The sequence below is a fragment of the Cyclobacterium sp. 1_MG-2023 genome (assembly GCF_030546805.1).
In the GTDB taxonomy this organism is placed as follows: domain Bacteria; phylum Bacteroidota; class Bacteroidia; order Cytophagales; family Cyclobacteriaceae; genus Cyclobacterium.
In genome coordinates, this window is the sequence record NZ_JAUOPC010000006.1 from 244,396 (window position 1) to 264,799 (window position 20,404).

The following is a 20,404-nucleotide window of genomic DNA, read 5'->3' on the forward strand; positions in this document are numbered from 1 at the left end:
AATTATCCATCCGTAGGAAGCCATGAGGAAATTCATTTTAACTGTCATTGTAACGGGAAGCATTGTGCTGAACTCATTTGGCTGGGGCCAAACAGGACATCGGGTGGTAGGGGAAATTGCTTCCTATCACCTAAGTAAAAAGGCGGCAAGAAGTATTCAGAATATTCTCGGTCCTGAATCCCTTGCCATGGTAGCCAATTGGATGGATGAGATCAAATCAGATCCTTCCTACAACCACCTTAATTCCTGGCATTATTTGACAGTGAAAGCAGGGAAAGGCTATGATCCATCCATACAAGAAAAGTCAGGAGACGCCTACGGCAAAACCAAAATGATTATTACTGCCTTAAAAAATAGCACTCTCGATCAGGAGGATAAAAAGGCATACCTTAAAATGCTTGTGCACTTGGTAGGTGACCTGCATCAACCCTTACACGTCGGAACTGGCAATGATCGAGGTGGTAATGATGTAAAAGTTACTTATTTCAACCAAAACACCAATCTTCACACCGTTTGGGATACGAAAATAATTGATGGTAAAAATTTAAGTTTTACGGAATTGTCTCAACATTTAAATAGAAGAACAACTAAAGAACTGGTTTCACTATACCAATCCAGTGATATGGACAAATGGTTGAAAGAAGCTGTAGAATTGAGACCTATAATATATGACTTACCGGACAACAAAAGGCTGTTTTATTCCTATGGATACAATACCTATCCTCATATTGAGGAGCGTTTACTGGCTGGTGGAATTCGATTGGCCGGAATTTTAAATGATATATTCAAGTGAAATCAATTACCAGCAGCCAAGACGGCCAAATCTATTTGCCCAGGCTGGCATTTGAACAATGCCTGGGCACAGGAGGCCAAAGTAGCGCCTGTAGTTAACACATCATCTACTAAAAGAATCCTTTTTCCCTTAACATGGTCTGCATTTAGGACTTCAAATACCTCAGAAACATTATTCCATCGATCAATTCTTGATTTATTGGTTTGGGTTTCTGTCTCTTGTTTTCTCAATAAGTAACATTTGCACTCGATCCCTAAAGCTTCAGCAATACCCTGCCCAAATTGTTCACTTTGGTTATAGCCTCTAAGCTCTCTTTTCCTATGATGTAGGGGCACCGGAACTATTTCCGTCCAATTGCTCTCAAAACCAGACTCCTTCAATAAATAACCATATTGAAGGCCCACAACTTTGGCCAATGCCGGTTTATTTTTGTATTTAATCTGGTGCAGTAGTTTCTGACTTAATCCTTTTTTAGAAAACCGTAAATATGCCATTACTTTATCAACAGGAGCCAGGCCAAGTAATTTTGTTTTCAAATCATTATCTTCAGGAATAAGGTGATAATTCGTTATTGGCAAGGCGGAAATACATATTTTACAAAGTTCATTTTCAAATGGAAACAGACTCCTATTGCACAAACAACAAGTTTGGGGAAATACAAGGGATAAAAAATCTGTCCAATAATTGAAACGCATACCTAAATTGCCTTGTTTATAATTGAGGAGCCATTTTACCTGCTATATTTGTAATAAAATGGCTTATATCAATTTATGGAAAAAAAACATAAAAAGAAATCAGTCGTAAGAAGCGAAAGAAGAAATTAAATAATTAACATGGCACTGTTAAAAAAAGACTTGGATTTGGAAAGAAGGTGGTCGAAACTTCTTTCCGGTTTGCAAGAAATTTTCGGTAAAAAACCATCCGATCTCAATGCCGTATTGTTTATAATAGGTGTTCAGGAACTAGGGAAAGGCCCTAAGTCATTTTCCAAAGAAGAAAAGCAGGATTTAATGCATATTGCCACATGTAAGGTCTTAAGTTTTTCAGGTTTTTATACCTTAGACTTTATTGATCAAGACGGATGGCCTCATTGGAAATTAATAAAAAAATTACCTCATTTAAATAGTGCAGACCAAGAAAAGATGCTAAAAATCCATGTACTGGATTATTTTGAAGACGAATTTGAAATTGATATTAAATGAAAATAATATCCTACAATGTTAATGGAATACGGGCGGCACTAAAAAAGGGCTTTGCTGAATGGTTGGAAGCAGAAAATCCTGATATCATAGGCTTGCAGGAGGTAAAATCAATGGAAAACCAAATCGACATATCTATATTTGAAGATTTGGGTTACCATGTATACTGGTACCCTGCAGTAAAGAAAGGTTACAGTGGTGTGGCTATTTTAAGTAAGCAAAAGGCCAATAATATTACTGCGGGTATAGGAATACCTGCATATGATGATGAAGGAAGAACCATTCGGGCTGATTATGATGATTTCTCTTTTCTATGCGCCTATTTCCCTTCAGGAACAACCGGAGGCATAAGACAAGACTTTAAATACGCCTTTTTAGATGATATCTATGGTTACACCCAGAATTTGATAAAAGAAAAGCCAAACCTAATCTTAAGTGGTGATTATAATATTTGTCACAAGGCGATAGACATCCATAATCCTGTTTCCAATAAAAACACTTCCGGCTTTCTTCCTGAGGAAAGGGCATGGATGGATAAATTCACTTCATCAGGATTTGACGATAGTTTCAGGCTTTTAAACAAAGAAGCTCACCAATACAGCTGGTGGAGCTATAGAGCCAATGCCAGGGCAAATAATAAGGGTTGGAGAATAGATTACCACATGACAACTCCTTCCATAAGTTCAAAGGTAAAAAATGTACGCATTTTAAATGAAATCATTCATTCAGACCATTGTCCAATAGTAGTTGAAGTTTAGAGAATAATAAAATAAAGTCGTAATAAAAGACTAAAAATACGATGAAATCAATAAAAATTTCCATTCCATCTTTGATTGAAAACATTACTATCGTTGAAAGTTTTATTGATAATGCCAAAGAAAAGTTTCAGATCAACGACGATATCTACGGTAATATCATGATTTCGGTGACGGAATGCGTCAACAATGCAATCATTCATGGAAACAAGTCAAATAAAAATAGCTTGGTTAAATTAGAATTATTATTCTTTGACAATCAAATAAAATTCATTGTAGAAGACGAGGGCAAGGGATTTGACTACCAACATCTAAATGATCCAACGGCCTTGGAAAATTTAGAAAAAGCAGGGGGTAGGGGCGTCTTCATCATGCGACATTTAAGTGACGAAGTGGAGTTTGATAAAGATGGAAGCAAAATCACACTTACATTTTACATGAATTAAAATGGCTATCAATTTCTTTGAAGAAGAAATAAAATCATCCTTATCGAAAAAAAGGATAACCAAGCATTGGTTGAAGCAAATTGCAGCGAATAAAGGATATAAAATTCAAGATCTGAATTATATCTTTTGTTCAGATGAATATTTGTTGGATATAAATATTCAATACCTTAATCATGATACTTATACGGATATTGTCACTTTTGATCAGTCTGAATACGAAAACGAAATAGAAGGAGATATTTACATAAGCATTGATCGAGTAAAAGAAAATTCGGAAACCCTTAAAACGGATTACAATCAAGAATTATTAAGAGTTCTAGCTCACGGTCTTTTACATTTATGCGGATTGAAAGACAAGACAGAATTAGAAAAGAAGGAAATGAGAAAAGAAGAAGACGAAGCACTTTCTTTATACCCACCGTCAACTGTTCCACGTGGAACAGTAAAATAAGTAAGATTAAATTTAAACAAGTGTTTCACGTGGAACACTAGAATATATAAACATGTTTCCAATATACGATGTAATAGTAGTAGGTGCAGGGCATGCAGGATGTGAAGCAGCACATGCAGCAGCAAAGATGGGTTCTTCCGTTTTATTGTGTACAATGAACATGAACACCATTGCTCAAATGTCATGCAATCCTGCCATAGGAGGAGTGGCGAAAGGTCAAATTATTAGAGAAATTGATGCGCTAGGAGGAATGTCGGGTATAATTTCTGACAAGTCTACCATTCAATTCAGAATGTTAAACAGGTCTAAAGGTCCAGCCATGTGGTCTCCAAGAAGTCAAAATGACCGCATGCGATTTGCCGAAGAATGGAGGTTAGCTTTGGAGGCAACGCCCAATCTTGATTTCTGGCAAGAAATGATTACAGGTATTGTGGTTAAGGATGGAATCGTTCAAGGTGTAAAAACAAGTCTTGGCTTGGAAATAAAATGTAAATCTGTGGTTTTAACCAATGGTACCTTTTTAAATGGCCTTATCCATATTGGAGAAAAGAAAATGGGAGGTGGTAGGACAGGAGAAAGTGCTTCCAAAGGTATCACCGAAGATTTGATAAATCTAGGTTTTGAATCTGGTAGAATGAAAACTGGGACGCCACCTAGAGTAGATGGAAGAAGTTTAGATTATTCATTAATGGAAGTTCAAGAAGGGGATATCAACCCTGAAAAGTTTTCTTATTCGTCGGAAACAAAGCCTATTCAAAAGCAAAGAAACTGTTGGATCACCTATACCAACAAAGAAGTGCATGAAACCTTAGAAACAGGTTTTGATAGATCTCCTATGTTCAATGGAAGAATTCAAGGTTTGGGGCCCAGGTATTGCCCTTCAATTGAAGATAAAATCAATCGTTTTGCAGAAAGAGAAAGGCATCAAATATTCGTCGAACCGGAAGGATGGAACACTGTAGAGATTTATGTGAATGGCTTTTCAACTTCCCTACCTGAAGATGTACAATATAAAGCATTAAGAAAAATCAAAGGTTTTGAAAATGCCAAAATGTTTCGACCGGGATATGCCATAGAATATGACTTTTTTCCACCAACCCAATTGAATCTGACCCTAGAAACAAAGCTTGTTGAAAACCTATATTTTGCCGGCCAAATCAATGGAACCACCGGATATGAAGAGGCAGCTGCACAAGGATTAATGGCAGGTATAAATGCACACAATAAAGTTAAAGAAAAAGAAGCCTTTGTTTTAAAGAGATCTGAAGCATATATAGCAGTGCTGATTGATGATCTTATAAACAAAGGTACAGAAGAACCCTATAGAATGTTTACATCCAGGGCTGAATTTAGACTCTTATTGAGGCAGGATAATGCAGATTTAAGATTAACACCCTATGGTTACAATTTGGGGCTTGCAAACGAAAGGGAATACCGTCAAACCCAATTAAAAGCTGAGAAAACCGAGGAACTTACAAAGAAACTTGAGAAAATAAGATTATCACCAAACCAAATAAACAAGGGCCTAGAACAGCTTAACACAGCATTGATTAAAGAAAAAATAACTGTTGAAAAACTTATTAAGAGGCCCAACATTGGATTAAATGATATCATTAATATTAGTGAAGAACTCAAGGAAGACTTAACAGAATATTCTAAGCCCGTAAAAGAACAATCTGAAATACTGATTAAATACAAATCATACATCGACAAGGAAAGGCAAATGGTTGAAAAGATAAATAATTTAGAAGACCTTAAAATACCGACTACAATTTCTTACGATGAGATCAAAGCACTTTCTGCTGAAGGAAGACAAAAATTAGGTAAAATTAAGCCACAAACACTAGGTCAAGCTTCAAGAATTAGCGGAGTTTCACCGGCAGACATGTCCATACTCACCATTTATTTAGGAAGATAAAATGTATGAAAGGTTAACTAAATGTCCTCTATGCAAAAGTGAGCAGTTTAACAATCACCTTGTTGTAAAAGACCATGCCATAAGTAAAGAATCTTTTATAATATGTGAATGTAAGAATTGTAAGCTATGGTTTACCAATCCAAGACCGGATGAAGAAAATATTTCCAAGTATTATGACAAGCCCAACTATATCTCACATCAAAATAAAAGCAGAAATTTAACAGATATAGTATACAATGCAGCCAGAAAATATACACTCAAACAAAAACTTAACTGGTTAAACTCCAAAATACCCAAGAAAGGCAGGATGCTAGACTATGGTTGTGGTGTAGGTTTGTTTGCCAAAACATGTCAAAATGATGGTTGGGAAGCATACGGTATGGAACCCAACCTAAAAGCAGCATCTATAGCAAGGGAAGAAAACGGCGTCCATATAGTTGAAGATTTCGAAGCATTACAGAAATTAAAGAAATTTGATGCCATTACCTTATTTCATGTATTGGAACACATCCACGACCTCCATGAAACATTAGATATCCTATTGGGAAGGTTGAAAAAAAGAGGGTTCTTATATCTAGCTGTTCCCAATCGTGATTCACTTGATGCAGACCTATTTAAGGAAGATTGGGCAGCGCTTGATGTACCAAGACATTTGTACCATTTTAACAAGCAATCGATGAATTTCTTGGTTGAGCAACATCAATGCAGGCTAGTAGATACCCTTCCATTGCCCTTTGATAGTTATTATGTTTCCTTATTAAGCCACCAAGCAAAGGGAAATAAACACAAATACTTAGAAGCTATCAAAACAGGATATCAATCAAACAAACATGCCAAAACCAATGATAACAACTATTCTAGTTTGCTATTTGTGATTAAAAAGAAATGAAAAAACTTTTCAATATATCCTACTTAATCTTAATCGCCACTCTTTTGGCCGCTTGTGCAAAACAAAGCTCTCCTATGGGAGGGCCTAAAGATGAGGATTCACCTATACTATTGTCATCTGACCCAAAAAATGAAAGCATCAATATAAAACCGGAAAAAATAGACTTAGAATTTAATGAGTATGTTGAACTCGAAAATCCAACACAATCCATCATAATCACCCCGAAAATAGATAAAGATAAAGTCGAATACACAGCCCTTAAAGAACATGTCCTTATTGACTTAAATCAAGAATTGGAAGATAGTACAACATATGTATTTAATTTTCAGAAAAGTATTCAAGACATTACAGAAGGTAACCCCGCAGAGCAATTAAAACTCGTATTCTCTACAGGTGAAACCATAGACAGTTTATCAGTTTCAGGACAAGTTGATTATTGGTTTTCTGAAGATAAACCGGATTATAAAGATATTCTGGTAGGATTATACATCAATGAAGACAGCACAGATTTGTTTACTTCAGCTCCTTACTATATCGCACAGGTTGACACCGCAGGAAAATATAAAATAACCAACATCAAGGCTGGGACTTTTAGGGCTTATGCTTGGTATGACGAGAACAACTCACTAAAAGCAGAACACCGAAGTGAACCATACGGTTTTTTATCTGAACCATTAGAGGTAAATGAAAATATAGAAAATCTACAAATAAATCTAAACCGAGCAGACTTAAGTACCTTAAAGATCAACAGAACTTCAAGTACAAGCGGAAAATTTGATGTTATTCTTAGTAAAGACTTGGCAAATTATAATGTATTTCACCAAGACAAGAACACAAAGCTTTTTTTCCGGAAAAAAGACAATAACATAAGATTTTATCATACCGAGTTAATCAACGACAGCACTGAAGTCCGTTTACAGTTAATGGATTCGGTAGGGGTGCAAATTGATAGTACATTTTATGCCCGATTTGAAGAAAGTGACAGAAGTAAAGAAAAACTTGAAATCTCTACACTTGGAGAGACCCAATTTATTGATACTATTAACGCAAAATTGTCCTTCAATAAACCTATTTTCAATATAAACTATGATTCATTATATATAGCCTACGATACAGCAAGTACTATTATTCTCAATCCCGATATGGTAAGCTTTGCAGACAGCTCAGGAAGTAGGACCTTGCTAAATCTAACAATTCCTATTAATGATTCTATACCCTACGAAAAGTATAAACTGATTGCAGCAGATTCTACCTTCCAAGATGTAGAAATGCTCTGGAATGAGGAAGAATTTGAAGCCACCTACAGTAGGCTAAAAAAGGATAATCTTGGGGATGAAATCAGTGGTAAAGTACTTACAGATGAACGACCAATTATTATCCAATTACTCGACAAGAGTAACAATATAATCCGAGAAAAATACCTAACTGAAACCAATCAATTTTCCTTTACAAAACTGGAAGCAACCAATTATAAGTTAAGAGCCATCATTGATCGTAACAAGAACAAGGCTTGGGACCCGGGCAATATCAACTTCAAGATACAACCTGAACCAGTTTATTTCTATTACGATGAAGAAAGTAGAAGTAAAGAATTAATATTAAGAGGAGGTTGGACCTTACAAGACCAAATTCTTACCAAAAGAAGGGAAACAGGTCTACTTATTAACAATAAGGCTTTAGAAACTTATGAAATCGATGAAATTCCTCTAAGTATTTTAGAAATTACGGAAGATGACCTTTTAACAAATTGATTTTCAGTAATTTAAATAAAAATAAGCGTTTATTAAATTTTGTGGATAAACAAATATTAAAAGTGGATAAGTGTGAAGAAAGCTGTTTATATCAACAATTAAAATTGGAATTAATAACAATTTTTATCCACTTTTAGAATTACTGGGGATAAGCTGCTACTTGTAAACAATTATCCACATAGATACCAACGTAAAAGTTATACCTAATAGCAAATACCGTTTTATACACAGAAATAAACCTAATGCAATTAGTAGGCACATATTCAATGATTTAAGGGTATAAAAAAATGTGAATAACTCGTGTATAAGTATAGAAAGTTTGGTAAATGGAAGTGTATAAAAATAGTAAGTAGGAATTACCAACATATCCACCTTATAATAATAACAACAGTTTCTTTAATTTATAAAAATCTTAAAATAAATAAGGTGTGTATAAACTTTGAAGCTGCAAGACAATTAATTTTCTTTTTTAATTCAGTTTACCATTTTGAGATAAGGTGAAAAAATCATAAAACCTTATTCAGAACCACCAGTCAGAAATAAGATCTAAGAGAAGCAAACTTTCTTTCAGATAAGGAAATTCATTTGGTAATTGATTTTTTAAAACAAAGAAAAAAATCTGGTCCTAATTTTATAGTTAAATTTTTAGCTTTAGCTATACTTTTTAGTGCGATCAAGAGGAAAAGACTTTTTATGATTAGGCTTCCTTTTTGCTGAAGAATAAAAAGGGTTTAATAAGGACAACTACTTTCATAATAATAAAATGGTAAAGAGCTTAAATAATATCAATTTATTATGCATGCATAATTATTTTTAGTAAATTGAGTTCGGTAGAAATATGAAAAAAGAAGAAACGATAGATTATCAAATTAAGTCCTGTTGGCATTCCATTTCTAGAATGTACAATCAAAAGGCAAATATGGAGGGGATTACCACCTCCATGGGCTTTGTTCTAATCAATATAGATTCTACTGAAGGAACAGCAGCAACAAAGATTGCACCTCAAATGGGATTGGAATCGAGAAGTCTAACCAGGTTATTGAAAACAATGGAAGAAAAGGATTTGATAAAGAAAGTCCAGGACCAAGCAGACAAACGATCCGTTAAAGTTTTTTTAACTGAAAAAGGTAAACAAAAAAAAGCTGCTGCAGTAAGTACTATAAAGGAGTTTAACCACAAAGTTCGTGAAAACCTAAGTGAGGATGAGATTGGTTCCTTTTTTGTTACATTTAAGAAGATCAATAAAGTCATTGATGAACTTCAGAAGTCATAGACACATAGATATTAACAATAACAATAAGCTAATATAACCAATGAAAAAAAGCATAAAGAGAGTTGCCGTTTTAGGTTCCGGAATAATGGGGTCGAGGATTGCTTGTCATTTCGCCAATATAGGGGTTGAAGTTTTGCTTTTGGATATTATACCCAAAGCTCCAAACGAGAAAGAAACGAAGAAAGGATTAAGCATTGAAAGCAAAGAAGTGCGGAATAGAATCGTTAATGATGCACTGAATAGTACATTGCGTGCAAAACCGTCGCCCATTTATGACAAAGAATTCGTCAATCGGATTACTACAGGTAATTTTGATGATGATTTGCCTAAAATCGAGCATTACGATTGGGTAATTGAAGTGATTATAGAAAATTTGGAGATCAAGCAAGGCCTTTATGAAAAAGTAGAGAAATACAGGACGCCTGGTACCCTAGTTACTTCCAATACTTCAGGGATACCTATTCACCTAATGAGTGACAATAGGTCGCAGGATTTTCAGGAGTGTTTTGCAGGAACGCATTTTTTTAATCCTCCAAGGTATCTGAGATTGTTCGAAATTATTCCGGGACCAAAAACCAAACCCGAGATAATTGACTTCTTAATGAATTATGGAGACAGATTTTTGGGAAAAGAAACTGTCCTGTGTAAGGATACGCCAGCTTTTATTGCCAATAGGGTAGGAGTTTACGCCATTATCTCAGCCATACATACCATCGAAAAGCAAGGACTAAGCGTATCGGAAGTGGATAAGCTAACCGGAACGATCATAGGGAGGGCCAAATCAGCCACTTTTAGGACCTTAGACGTAGTTGGACTAGATACTACAGTCCACGTGGCCAATAACCTCTATAAGGTACTGGAACACGATGAATCCAGAGATCGGTTTAAATTGCCAAAGAGTGTTCAGGTACTGAATGAGAACAAATGGTACGGAGACAAGAGTGGCAAAGGATTTTTTCACATGATCAGGCATGAGAATGGTCGAAAAGAACTAAAAGAAATAGATTTTCAAACTTACGAGTACAAAGCTGTAGAAAAGCCAAAGTTTAAGGCATTAGAAGCTTCTAAAGGAATTGACGATTTGAAGGAAAGAATCAAATTTTTGGTCAATTTTGATGACAAAGCAGGAAAGTTTTATCGAGCTATTTTTTATGACCTGTTCCGTTATTGTTCATTTAGAATTCCTGAAATTGCTGATGAACTATATAGGATTGATCAAGCAGTAAGTGCAGGATTTGGCTGGGAATATGGTCCATTTGAAAATTGGGATATTTTAGGAGTAAAAGCTACAGTTGAAGCGATGGAGGAAGCAGGTGAAAAACCTGCCGATTGGGTTTATGAAATGTTGGCTGCCGGACATACTAGTTTTTATAAAGTAGAAAATGGTCAAAAGCATTATTATGATATTCCGTCTAAATCTTACAAAGCCATTCCCGGATTGGAATCATTTTTATTGCTGGACACGCTTAAAGCTGCCAACAAGAAAATATGGGGCAATGAAGGAGCTACCATTTATGATTTAGGTGATGAAGTGATTGGTTTGGAATTTCATACAAAGATGAATTCTTTGGGTCAAGAGGTAGTTGAAGGAATAAATACAGCCATTACCAAGGCTGAAAAATCCTATAAAGGTTTGGTCATAGGAAACGAAGGGGGAAATTTCTCCGCAGGTGCAAATCTTGCCATGTTGTACATGTTTGCGGGAGATCAGGATTTTGATGAAATTAACCTGATGATTGCCCAATTTCAAGATACCATGCTTAGGGCTCGTTTTTCTTCAGTGCCGGTGGTGGTGGCACCACATAATATGGCCTTGGGGGGCGGATGTGAATTGTCATTGCATGCAGATGCTGTTCAGGCCCATGCAGAACTATACATGGGATTAGTAGAAGTAGGTGTAGGTTTGATTCCTGCTGGCGGTGGTACCAAAGAAATGACCATGAGATTTTCTCAAAACATTGAACCCGGAGATGTTGAACTGAATCGTCTTCAGGAGACATTTATGAACATCGCTACGGCCAAGGTTTCCACTTCAGCTGCTGAAGCTTATAATCTGGGTTTTCTTGAACAAAAAGATGCCATAACCATCAATAGAAAGCGTCAATTGGCAGAAGCAAAAGAAAAAGTCATCGCCTTGTATGATGCAGGATATACCCAACCCATTGAAAAGAAGGATATAAAAGTCTTAGGGAAATCCTCCTTGGCATTATTTGAAACCGGAATTTCAGGGATGCGCTATGGAGCTTATATTTCAGAACATGATGCAAAAATCGCGAAAAAACTAGCTTGGATAATGAGTGGGGGAGATTTATCCTCACCTACAGAAGTGAGTGAAAGGTATTTGTTGGATTTGGAGAGAGAAGCTTTCCTTAGTCTAACAGGTGAAAAGAAAACTTTGGAAAGGATTCATAGTATTCTTTTCAAAGGGAAACCTTTAAGGAATTAAGAAAAGCCATAATTATTGAGGTTTTACGATTCCAAAAACAGCTTCATACCAATTTAACCATATTCAAGCATTAAAATAAACATCAAATGGAAGCATATATTATCAATGGCTATAGATCTGCAGTAGGAAAGGCGAAAAAAGGAGGCTTTCGGTTTTATAGATCAGATGACCTTGCAGCGGATATCATCAAGCACCTAATGGACAATGTTCCCGGTTTGGAACCAAAAATGGTGGATGACCTCATTGTAGGCAATGCAGTGCCCGAAGCAGAACAAGGCATGCAAATAGGAAGAATGATTTCCCTCTTGGCATTATCGGAAGATACGCCAGGCTTTACCATCAATAGGTATTGTGGCTCGGGCCTGGAAGCAATAGCTTTAGCTACAGCCAAAATAAAATCAGGAATGGCAGATTGCATCATAGCAGGAGGTACAGAATCCATGTCTCTGGTACCAATGATGGGCTATAAAACAGTTTTAAATCATAAAATTGCCACAGAATTCCCAAGTTATTATTTAAGCATGGGTTTGACAGCCGAAGAGTTGGCCAAAGATTTCAACGTTACCAGAGAAGATTCCGATCAGTTTGCCGTTAAATCGCATGAAAAAGCAATAAGGGCAATTAAAGAAGGAAGATTTAAGGATGAAATTGTTCCGGTGGAAGTAGAAGAAACATATCTGGATGAATCCTTTAAAAGGAAAACAAGGAAATACACGGTAGATACCGATGAAGGGCCTAGGCCCGGAACTACCATGGAGGTTTTGGCAAATTTAAAACCCGTTTTTAAAAATGGTGGTCAGGTTACAGCAGGAAACTCCTCTCAAACCTCAGATGGAGCCTCTTTTGTGGTGGTAATGTCGGAGCGAATGATGAAGGATTTGGGATTAGAGCCTATGGCCAGATTAGCCGCTTACAGTGTAGGTGGTGTAGAGCCAAGAATCATGGGGATGGGTCCAAAAATAGCTGTGCCCAAAGCCCTAAAACAGGCCGGGCTGAGCTTAAATGATATCGACCTGATTGAGTTAAATGAAGCCTTTGCCACACAGGCATTGGGAGTAATCCGTTCTTTGGATTTTAATCCGGATATAGTAAATGTTAATGGTGGCGCAGTGGCACTTGGTCATCCTTTGGGATGTACCGGAGCAAAGCTTTCCGTGCAAATGATTAATGAATTGAAAAAAAGACAGGGAAAATATGGTCTTGTGACAGCATGTGTAGGAGGAGGACAAGGCGTGGCAGGAGTAATCGAACGATTATAGTCAAGGCCTTTCAAATTTGGGTTCAATCAAATTTACCCAATGTATTTAACCTCTCTTTAAAATATTTAAAGCCTTTAAATAGCCATGGAAAAAATTAATGAAAAAAATGCCCTTAACGGCGGAGAGTTCCTAATTAAAGAAACCCAATCAAGCGCCGTATTTATACCTGAAGAATTTAGTGAAGAACAAAAAATGATGGCGCAAGCCTGCCAAGATTTTTTAGATATGGAAATCACTCCAAAAATGGAAGAGATTGACAGCATGAAAAACCCGGAACTTGTTCCTTCTATATTGAAGAAAGCCGGAGAGTTGGGTTTGCTTGGCATAGCTATTCCTGAAGAATATGGTGGATTAGGTATGAGTTTCAACACTTCGATGTTGATTGCTGATATCATAGGGGCTGCAGGTTCATTTTCTACCACATATGGAGCGCATTCCGGAATTGGTACCCTGCCTGTTCTTTACTATGGAACAGAAGAGCAAAAAAAGAAATACCTTCCCAAATTGGCCAATGCGGATTGGGCGGCATGTTATTGTTTAACAGAACCGGATGCAGGATCAGATGCCAATAGTGGCAAAACCAAGGCCAACCTAAATGAAGAAGGAACGCATTACCTGATCAATGGTCAGAAAATGTGGATTTCAAATGCAGGCTTTGCTGACTTCTTTATAGTTTTCGCTAAAATTGATGAGGACAAAAACCTTTCTGCATTCTTGGTGGAAAAGACTTTTGGTGGCATTACCATGAATGAGGAAGAGAAAAAAATGGGAATCAAAGGAAGCTCCACTCGTCAGGTGTTTTTCAATGATTGTCCTGTGCCGATAGAGAACTTACTTTCTGAAAGAGGCAATGGTTTTAAAATCGCCGTTAATATCTTAAATATTGGAAGGATAAAGTTAGGTGCAGGTGTATTGGGTGGATGCCGAACAATTTTGGGATATTCCATTCAATACAGTGCAGAAAGAAAACAATTTGGTCAATCCATTAATTCCTTTGGTGCCATTCAAGCCAAGTTGGCAGAGATGGCCATAAAAACTTATGCTTGTGAATCCCTTTGTTACCGTGCCGGTCAAGATGTTGAAGACAGAATAGATGCTTTGATAAAAGAAGGGATGGAACCCAATAAGGCCAAATTGAAAGGTGTGGAACAATTTGCCATAGAATGCGCCATTGCGAAAGTTCATGGTTCGGAAGTACTCGATTATGTAACCGACCAAGGTGTACAAATTTATGGGGGCATGGGGTATTCTGCAGATGCACCAATGGAGCGTGCCTTTAGAGATGCACGAATTTCCCGCATTTATGAAGGAACCAACGAAATCAATCGAATTTTAATGGTAGGCATGTTGCTGAAACGTGCCATGAAAGGAGAAATAGATATTTTGGGTCCGGCCATGGAGGTATCCAAAGAGTTGACCTCAGTACCTAGCTTTGGAAGTACTGATTCTTCACAACCCTTAAATGCTGAGAAAGAAACCCTAAGAAAATTAAAAAAAGTTTTTCTAATGATTGGAGGGAAAGCGGCTCAGGATCTTGGTAACAAAATGGAAGAGGAACAAGAAATCATGATGAACCTGGCAGACATAATGATTGAAATTTATGCTGCGGAATCTGCCCTTTTGAGAACAGAAAGCTTGCTCATTAAGGAAGGTGAAGAGGCTGTTAAATATCATTTGGCAGCAACCAAGGTTTATCTTTATGAAGCGGTGGAAAAAATTCAATCTGCAGGAAAAGAAGCCATTATGTCTTTTACTAAAGGCGATGAGCAGAAGATGCTTTTAATGGGATTAAAACGTTTTACAAAATACGACAATGTAAATACCAAATCCCTGCGTCGTGAAATTGCATCAGCATTGATTTCCAAGGGAAAATATTTTTATTTTCACGCATAAATCATTCTTATGAATACGCCAGAAGCTTGGCTAAATGGTCCTATTCCAAACATTCCCTTTATGCTCCAACCGGCTGCCCATGCATTGTTGCAGCTGGACAAAGAGTTAAAGGAATGTTTGGTTGACTTTCCTAATTCACTTCTTTGGCAAAATGTGGCCGGTAGAGCAAGTGTAGGCTTTCATCTAAACCACCTTTATGGTGTGGCAGATCGACTGATAACCTATGCCCAAGGATCAGCATTGTCTGAGGATCAATTTGATTTTCTGAAGAATGAAAAAACTCCTAATACTTCCATCTCAACCGAATATCTTGTGAACCGTTTCAGTGAAAAGATACAGGACTTACTCCATATTTTCAGCAAAACCGGTGAAGATGAGTTAAGACAGAATCGAACAGTGGGTAGAAAAAAACTACCTACTACAGTGATGGGATTATATTTCCATATTGCAGAACACTCACAGCGACATTTCGGACAATTGCTGGTAACGGTAAGTGTGCTTAAGGAAAGGAATTAATAAGAAAATTTTTTCTTTATTAAGAGAAAATTCCTGTGCAGGCTTCATTATTCTTTAATTTTCTATATTACAGGGCAAAACCACTCAAGCAATTCACCCATGCTGCAGTCTATAGATAACCCATGTATCAATGAAAATTATCAAACAAATATTATTCTCCCTACTATCTCTATTTCTACTGTATTTTTCTTTTACTACCCTAAGACAAATAGTAGCTTTTGGTCCGGAACAATTAGGCTTTAAGTCTTCATTATTTCTGGGATTTATAATCAATTTATGCGTGACAGGCATATTTGCATTTCCAGGTTTTGTTTTTCCCACAAACAAGGCTTTGCCGGAAAATTACTACATCATAAAAAACCCTTCCATGCTGATTCATTGGTACAAAGCTTTGGGTGTGAAGTATTTTCAAAAACTGTTGATTATATTTTTCTGGGGAAAAAAAGACAATAGAAAAAAGTTTTTTGATGGAACCAAAAGCGGGTTGAAACAATTTATTTATCAATCCAAGCAATCGGAATTTGGACATTTTGGTGCCTTGGTTCTTTTGCTATTTATAAACTTATTGTTCTTAATTCTCGGTTATAATTTATTGGTTTTATTTACTTTCCTTATCAATATAATTGGAAACTTTTACCCGGTAATCTTGCAGCGTTATCACAGAATAAGGATACAAAGAATTCTAGCTAAGCCATAATGGGAGAGAAGCAACTATTCCAAAGGTTTTAATACTTAAAGAAGTTCGGAATAACATTTCAGAACGAATGTAAATGCAGAAAGTATAAAATTTGTCATTAAGTAAGGATCAAGCTTTAAGCCGGAACATATAATCGGCTTTCTATGCCATATTCAAGATTATTAATCCAAAACTGAAAGACAATGAAAATACAAACTATTAAATGGCTGCTGGTGGTAATGGTATCCCTAATGTTAAATTCCTTCGGGACAGTTTCAGAAATAAAATTTCCGATAGCCATTACAAATACAGAGGAATTGAAAAATTATTTTCAGGATGTTTATTCCGGTATTCAGGATCCGGTTGTTTCGTTTGTAGGCATTAAAATAATGAATTAATTATTCAAAATCCCTTTCGTCAATTATTTATCAATAGGGACAAAGCAGTAGGTTTTACCCATTGGTTAATTTGGTAAGATTTCTCAGGCTACCTAAGTGGTTATGGTAGATAGTAAACCGGTTAATATATTGTTTTTGAAATATTGAACCTAGATGTCCAATTTTCAGGTGGGAAATTAAGAATTCAATAAAGTTCAGTTTCGGTTTTAGGGTTAACAATTCCTTTTAGGTTCTAATTTACCCGATACTATCTAGGCAAAATATTACCTTCATAGTAAGAAAAACCATTTTTTTCAAAAACACCCTCCAATTTGCTTCGATAAAAATACCGAAAATTTTAAGATGAACTTAAAGTAAAAAGTTTATGCTTTGTAAATATGGAATTGCTTGTTTGATTATAGGAATTCTTGCTACTCCTACCAAAAGACCTGAAAAATCTTTCAATGATAAGGCATTTTAGGTTAAATTATTGATAGTAGTTAAACCTTACAGGATAGGCTTTTTTAATATTAGGCTTATAATATCTTTCTTCTACTATGGATTAAACGATAAGTATCATGAACACAATGACAATCGGATTGGGAGGTGGCTGCCATTGGTGCACAGAGGGAGTATTCAGGTCTGTTCGTGGAGTGCTCGAGGTTAAGCAAGGCTGGATTTCTTCAGAAAGTCCAAATCAAGAAGGCTCCGAAGCGGTTTTGGTTCAATTCAAGCCAGATGAGGTCAATTTATCATTATTAATTGCCATTCATTTACACAGCCACAGTTGTACGGCGGATCATGTATTTAGGAAGAAATACAGATCAGCAATTTATGTTTTTGATGCTACACAGAAAACAGAGACTTTGTCTGTACTTAAAGCAATTAAAAAAGAATTTGATCGGCCCATTCTTACCAAAGTGTTACCCTTTGTGGCTTTTAAAGAAAATAAGAAAGAATTTTTGGATTATTATTACAAAAACCCCGAGCGCCCCTTTTGCACCAAGTACATAGAACCAAAACTAAAAGCACTAAAAGATCGTTTTCAAAAAACGATGCTGGTAAAAACAACTGAAAAGTAAACGAGTTTATTTATCAAACTGAATTCAGCTTATTTATTGAATAAAGAATTAAATTATAAAAAAAATAGTCATGAACTGGAACGATGTTATACGCTATGCCAACAATGGCAATTTAAAACCTGATCGAAGGGTAGAAAAAACGGATGCAGCGTGGAAAAAACTGTTAACAGAGGAAGAATACAGGGTAACAAGACAAAAAGGTACCGAACGAGCCTTTAGTTCTGATGTTTGCAGTTCCTTTGAACCGGGAATCTATGCTTGTGTATGTTGCGGAACTTTACTTTTTGATGCCAATGAGAAATTTGAAAGCGGCACCGGCTGGCCATCATTTACCCAACCGATAAAAGACAACGCAGTGGCCCATCATAAAGACAGCAGCTTTGGAATGGTTAGAGTAGAAACTACTTGCAATACCTGTGATGCTCACTTGGGGCACGTTTTTCCTGATGGACCGGCACCTAGTGGCTTGAGATTTTGCATGAATGCAGTTTCACTTAAAAAGGTGGAAGCTAGTGATGAGGTTCCCGGATAATTGAGATTGGATTTTTCGATCTCAATTACAATTAAGAAATCATTATTAAATTTATCCTTTCACTTGTTTGATAAGCATAATACGTGTTATCCAATAGTTTGGAATTTACCAATACTGACCTATGACCTACAATAAGCCACAACCTGTCAGAAAAAAAGCATTTGGAATCGCTTTTTATTTATTGTTACTTTTAGCCACTAAGCAGGTATTCGCCCAAGGTACAGCAGCACCCATATTCAAAAATGGTGAGGCCCAGGAGGTGAAGGCATTTAAAGACCCGGGGAAATGGATTCGCCATGACCTTTGGGTGGAAACAGACTTTGATAGTGATGCAGATGGCAAGATGGATCGCATGCATGTGGATGTTACTAGACCTTATCAGACAGAATATGAAGGCCTCAAACTTCCGGTAATCTACATTTCAAGCCCTTATTTTACGGGAGTAGCACCGAATGTTCCGGGCTTATTTTGGGATGTTAAACATGAATTGGGTAATCCCCCGAAAGAGCGTTCACATCCGGAAGTAAAAACAATCTATAAGAGACCTCATATTTCTGATTCCCATATCCGGGAATGGGTGCCAAGAGGATATATTGTGGTTCATTCATCATCTCCGGGAACGGGCTTGTCTCAAGGAGTACCCACCGTGGGAGGGGAAAATGAGTCCCTCGCACCCAAAGCGGTCATTGAATGGCTGTGTGGACGAAGGGATGGATATACCAGTATTGATGGCAATGAAAAAGTAGACGCTTTTTGGTCTACTGGGAAGGTAGGAATGACAGGAACCTCCTACAATGGAACGATACCCCTTGCCGCTGCCACCACCGGCGTGGAAGGTTTAGAGGCCATCATCCCTATTGCTCCCAATACTTCTTACTACCATTATTACCGATCGAATGGTCTGGTTCGATCTCCCGGAGGTTACCTCGGTGAAGATATTGATGTGCTTTATGATTTTATTCATAGTGGAGATACCGCCATGAGGGCGCGCAATAATGCACGGATAAGAGACAAAGAAATGAGAAAGGGTATGGATCGAGAATATGGGGATTTAAATGATTTCTGGTTTGCCAAAGATTACTTACACCAGATGGAACCTATGAAGGCAGCGCTGTTAATGTCGCACGGTTTTAATGATTGGAATGTGATGCCGGAACACAGTAATAGAATATATCAAAAGGCAGTGGATATGGGAATCCCTTCTCAGCTTTACTATCATCAAGATGGGCATGGTGGGCCACCGCCTTTCTCAATGATGAATCGTTGGTTTACAAGATATTTACATAGAATAGAAAATGGAGTAGAAAATGATGCCAAGGTTTGGATTGTTCGTGAAAATGACCCTCATGAAAAGCCTACTCCTTATGAAGCATTTCCAAATCCCGCTGCTTCTGAAGTAAAACTTTACCTAAACGGAAATGCACCTGGTAGGGGTAGCTTGGCTTTTGTGAATAACAATAGCCAGAAAACTGAAACCTTGGAAGATAATTATTCCTTTGATGGTGCAACACTTGCCCAGGCAGAGCTTACCAATCACCGGCTAATCTATCTTACCCCCGAATTAAAGGAGGATATTCACTTATCCGGCACCGCTGAGATAAGCATAAAGCTTTCTTCAAATAAGCCTGCAGCCAACTTATCTGTTTGGCTGGTCTCATTGCCTTGGAATACCGACAAAAATGCGAAGATTACCGACAATATTATTACCAGAGGATGGGCGGATCCTCAAAACCATTCCTCTGAGCGAAAAGGAAAACCCTTAAAACCAGGTAAATTCTACAGCATGAGCTTTCCTCTTCAACCCGATGACCAAATTATCCCCAAGGGGCAGAAAATAGCTTTGATGATCTTTTCCAGTGACAAAGAATTTACTGTTTGGCCGAAACCAGGAACTAAAATAACTGTAGATTTGGAAAGTACTGTTCTGAAATTACCGGTAGTAGGTGGGCTAAAAGCCTTAGAAAGTAGTTTTTCCCAACCCTAAAGCAGTTTGTTTCAATATTTTATTGAACCTTGGTATAATCGTCTGCGTTTAAAAAATTAGTTGTGGGTCCAAATAGGCCTGCAGGCTTTTTTCTAAGTTTGAACCCAAAATTGTAAGTAGCCTATTCTAACCCATTAGCCAATTTGGAGTCAATACTTAAAACG

19 protein-coding genes are annotated in these 20,404 nt (G+C 37.0%); 18 read left to right on the forward strand and 1 reads right to left on the reverse strand.

Annotated features, from left to right (window positions below):
- Positions 1–22 precede the first annotated feature (22 nt).
- A complete protein-coding gene (locus Q4534_RS11710; RefSeq protein ID WP_303613362.1) occupies positions 23–793 on the forward strand; it encodes a S1/P1 nuclease in 771 nt (256 codons plus the stop codon).
- 2 nt (positions 794–795) lie between these two features.
- On the opposite strand, the gene Q4534_RS11715 is transcribed toward Q4534_RS11710, so the two are convergent.
- Positions 796–1,371, reverse strand: a complete 576-nt coding sequence (locus tag Q4534_RS11715) for a ComF family protein (protein ID WP_368509154.1) — start codon at positions 1,369–1,371, stop codon at positions 796–798.
- A gap of 261 nt (positions 1,372–1,632) precedes the next feature.
- Here Q4534_RS11715 and Q4534_RS11720 point away from each other — a divergent pair, with 261 nt between their 5' ends.
- The 17 genes from Q4534_RS11720 (at position 1,633) to Q4534_RS11800 (ending at position 20,240) form a co-directional block, all read left to right on the forward strand.
- Entirely contained in the window at positions 1,633–1,995 is a 363-nt protein-coding gene (locus tag Q4534_RS11720; RefSeq protein WP_303613475.1) for a hypothetical protein, read from the forward strand.
- Positions 1,992–2,750 carry an exodeoxyribonuclease III gene (locus Q4534_RS11725; protein ID WP_303613364.1) on the forward strand — a complete coding sequence of 253 codons (759 nt, stop codon included), beginning with the start codon at positions 1,992–1,994 and terminating at the stop codon, positions 2,748–2,750. Before Q4534_RS11720 ends, Q4534_RS11725 begins: the two co-directional genes overlap by 4 nt.
- A 41-nt stretch (positions 2,751–2,791) precedes the next feature.
- The gene (locus tag Q4534_RS11730; protein WP_303613365.1) at positions 2,792–3,193 is read left to right on the forward strand and encodes an ATP-binding protein; all 402 of its coding nucleotides are present in this window, start codon (positions 2,792–2,794) and stop codon (positions 3,191–3,193) included.
- 1 nt (position 3,194) lies between these two features.
- Positions 3,195–3,644 carry an rRNA maturation RNase YbeY gene (gene ybeY, locus Q4534_RS11735; protein ID WP_303613366.1) on the forward strand — a complete coding sequence of 150 codons (450 nt, stop codon included), beginning with the start codon at positions 3,195–3,197 and terminating at the stop codon, positions 3,642–3,644.
- A gap of 52 nt (positions 3,645–3,696) precedes the next feature.
- On the forward strand, positions 3,697–5,562 hold the full coding sequence (gene mnmG / locus Q4534_RS11740; protein ID WP_303613367.1) for a tRNA uridine-5-carboxymethylaminomethyl(34) synthesis enzyme MnmG: 1,866 nt from the start codon (positions 3,697–3,699) through the stop codon (positions 5,560–5,562).
- 1 nt (position 5,563) lies between these two features.
- Positions 5,564–6,451, forward strand: coding sequence for a class I SAM-dependent methyltransferase (locus Q4534_RS11745; RefSeq protein WP_303613368.1), 888 nt, complete (start codon positions 5,564–5,566; stop codon positions 6,449–6,451).
- A complete protein-coding gene (locus Q4534_RS11750; protein WP_303613369.1) occupies positions 6,448–8,202 on the forward strand; it encodes an Ig-like domain-containing domain in 1,755 nt (584 codons plus the stop codon). The genes Q4534_RS11745 and Q4534_RS11750 overlap by 4 nt, the downstream gene beginning before the upstream one ends.
- A gap of 838 nt (positions 8,203–9,040) precedes the next feature.
- Positions 9,041–9,475: a MarR family winged helix-turn-helix transcriptional regulator gene (locus Q4534_RS11755; protein ID WP_303613370.1), complete on the forward strand. Its 435-nt coding sequence runs from the start codon at positions 9,041–9,043 to the stop codon at positions 9,473–9,475.
- Between the two features lie 40 nt (positions 9,476–9,515).
- Positions 9,516–11,921 carry a 3-hydroxyacyl-CoA dehydrogenase/enoyl-CoA hydratase family protein gene (locus tag Q4534_RS11760; protein WP_303613371.1) on the forward strand — a complete coding sequence of 802 codons (2,406 nt, stop codon included), beginning with the start codon at positions 9,516–9,518 and terminating at the stop codon, positions 11,919–11,921.
- 86 nt (positions 11,922–12,007) lie between these two features.
- Positions 12,008–13,180 carry a thiolase family protein gene (locus Q4534_RS11765; protein ID WP_303613372.1) on the forward strand — a complete coding sequence of 391 codons (1,173 nt, stop codon included), beginning with the start codon at positions 12,008–12,010 and terminating at the stop codon, positions 13,178–13,180.
- Between the two features lie 84 nt (positions 13,181–13,264).
- On the forward strand, positions 13,265–15,073 hold the full coding sequence (locus Q4534_RS11770; RefSeq protein WP_303613373.1) for an acyl-CoA dehydrogenase family protein: 1,809 nt from the start codon (positions 13,265–13,267) through the stop codon (positions 15,071–15,073).
- 9 nt (positions 15,074–15,082) lie between these two features.
- Positions 15,083–15,589: a DinB family protein gene (locus tag Q4534_RS11775; RefSeq protein WP_303613374.1), complete on the forward strand. Its 507-nt coding sequence runs from the start codon at positions 15,083–15,085 to the stop codon at positions 15,587–15,589.
- A 130-nt stretch (positions 15,590–15,719) separates the two neighbouring features.
- A complete protein-coding gene (locus tag Q4534_RS11780; protein WP_303613375.1) occupies positions 15,720–16,286 on the forward strand; it encodes a hypothetical protein in 567 nt (188 codons plus the stop codon).
- Positions 16,287–16,468: 182 nt separating this feature from the next.
- Positions 16,469–16,663 carry a hypothetical protein gene (locus Q4534_RS11785; protein ID WP_303613376.1) on the forward strand — a complete coding sequence of 65 codons (195 nt, stop codon included), beginning with the start codon at positions 16,469–16,471 and terminating at the stop codon, positions 16,661–16,663.
- Positions 16,664–17,220: 557 nt separating this feature from the next.
- Positions 17,221–17,724 (forward strand): peptide-methionine (S)-S-oxide reductase, encoded by a 504-nt coding sequence (locus Q4534_RS11790; RefSeq protein WP_303613377.1) that lies wholly within the window; start codon positions 17,221–17,223, stop codon positions 17,722–17,724.
- Positions 17,725–17,794: 70 nt separating this feature from the next.
- On the forward strand, positions 17,795–18,256 hold the full coding sequence (msrB, locus tag Q4534_RS11795) for a peptide-methionine (R)-S-oxide reductase MsrB (RefSeq protein ID WP_303613378.1): 462 nt from the start codon (positions 17,795–17,797) through the stop codon (positions 18,254–18,256).
- 121 nt (positions 18,257–18,377) lie between these two features.
- Positions 18,378–20,240, forward strand: coding sequence for a Xaa-Pro dipeptidyl-peptidase (locus Q4534_RS11800; protein ID WP_303613379.1), 1,863 nt, complete (start codon positions 18,378–18,380; stop codon positions 20,238–20,240).
- Positions 20,241–20,404: the final 164 nt, after the last annotated feature.